Consider the following 1,294-nt stretch of genomic DNA (forward strand, 5'->3'; position numbering starts at 1 on the left):
TCTTTTTCTCTTTACTCTTCACCCTTCCCGCATCCCGACTTTCCGCCGCAACCCAACTCACACACACATCCAAAACCGACTGGCAAAACGGCGTTTTAGTAAACGCAACTTGGTATCCTGAAACACAAGTACAACTTGATTGGCAGGGCTCGTCATTTACCACACCCGGCCACTCCCCGTCCGAGATGTGGCTTGGCGGCTGGAAATACCGAAGAAAGATAACGATAAACAATTCGCTCGCTTACGGCCTTTCCGACTATCAGGTTTGGATTCCAACATCTGCTTTTGGTTCCCAGTGGTCTGCAATCCGTTCGTCCGCCCAACCAACAATGGCCGATTTTCGTTTCACTCCATCAACCGCAACGACGACAATACCTTACTGGATTGACTACGACACTACCACCGCCAATTGCAGGGGGTTTTGGGTCAAGGTGTCAACCATTCCCGCCGGCTCAAACACAATCTATATGTATTACGGCAATGCGACTGCCAGTGTCGGACAGAGCGGAGTAAATGCTTTTGTGTTTTTTGATGATTTTAATGACGGGGATGTGTCTGACTGGTCAAAAGAAAGTTCCTCTATTGCTTCGGGCGTAATTGATGGATGCATGGGTATAAATATTACTATAGGTGGAAGCAGTTATAAAGACGTTGAAGTTTATAAAACAGTAACTTTACCATTACAATATATCGTTGAATCAATGATAAAAGATATAGGCGGCGGTGAATATCCCGGTGGGTTATTGATTAACTTTCAAGATATAAATAATTGGCTTGGCCTTGAAGGCGCTACAGGAGGAACACCACAGTGGACGGAACGAGGCGAAAATGGCGGAGTGGATACGGGTTGGATTAATACTTATACTCCCAATATTATTCCTACCGGATGGGCAAGGCAGAGAATTGACATCCCCAATAATGGAAATTATACTGTTTGGATTGACAATATCAACAAAGCGACAAAAGCGATTCCATATGCATTTTCCCGCAATGCAGTGGGTTTTTGTAAGCACACTGGGTACAACAATATTTTCTCGGATTGGATTTTCGTCCGCAAATACGCCCCCACCGAACCCACAATATCGTCTGTCGCCGCCGAAGAAGGCGCGTTTTTCTCAACCGGAACCTATCGCTCCGCCGTCATAGACGCCGCCTCAAAAGTGGTGGTATCAAGCGTCTCATGGAACCCCGCGTCACAACCCGCCGGAACAAATATCTCCGTCGGCATCCGCATATCGTCTTATCCGTTTTCGATAGATTCTTCTACACCCGCGTGGCTAACAGTTTCAAACGG

At 46.7% G+C, this 1,294-nt stretch carries 1 protein-coding gene; it reads left to right on the forward strand.

Annotation, left to right across the window (positions count from 1 at the left end; translation table 11 throughout):
• Positions 1-185 precede the first annotated feature (185 nt).
• The coding region (locus CVU77_04180) for a hypothetical protein (GenBank protein PKN01711.1) at positions 186-1,294 on the forward strand (1,109 nt) is incomplete at its 3' end.

It is taken from the genome of Elusimicrobia bacterium HGW-Elusimicrobia-1, from assembly GCA_002841695.1.
Classification (GTDB): domain Bacteria; phylum Elusimicrobiota; class Endomicrobiia; order PHAN01; family PHAN01; genus PHAN01.